Here is a 513-nt window from a genome sequence, read left to right on the forward strand (position 1 = left end):
GCAGTTGGCCCGCGAGGCGCAGGCGCTGGCGGAGCAGGAGGCGGCGGCGCGACGGCAGCGCGACGGGCTGGAGGCGGAGCGCAGCGCCAAGGCGGCGCAGGCCAAGGCGCTGGAGACGCGGACGGCCGAGCTGCCGGAGCTGACCGAGCGCGTAGCGGCGCTGCGCGAGCAGGCGCGTACGGTCCGCGACTATGTGACGCTGGCGGAGCGGGAAGGGCAGGAGGCCGGAGCTGCCGGACAGCTGAAGCAAGCGTATGAGCTGGCAGATCGGGCGTGCGCCGAGCTGGAGCATCAATGGCTCGAGGCGCAAGCCGGCTGGCTGGCTCGCCATCTTCATGACGGCGAGGCTTGTCCGGTGTGCGGCAGCGCCGAGCATCCGCACAAGGCGGAGCTGACCGAGGATGCGCCGACCCGCGAGGCGCTGGAGGCGCGGCGGCAGGAGCGCAGCGTCGCCGAGAAGCGCCATCTGGAGGCCGAGGCGGCGCTCGGCGCGCTCCGGCAGCAGCTCGGCCT

The 513-nt window shown here is 74.3% G+C and carries 1 pseudogene; it reads left to right on the forward strand.

Going from position 1 to position 513, the window contains the following annotated elements:
• Positions 1 to 513: pseudogene (locus PA598K_RS36525) on the forward strand (SMC family ATPase); the annotation flags it as partial.

It is taken from the genome of Paenibacillus sp. 598K, assembly GCF_003851045.1.
Lineage (GTDB): Bacteria > Bacillota > Bacilli > Paenibacillales > Paenibacillaceae > Paenibacillus_D.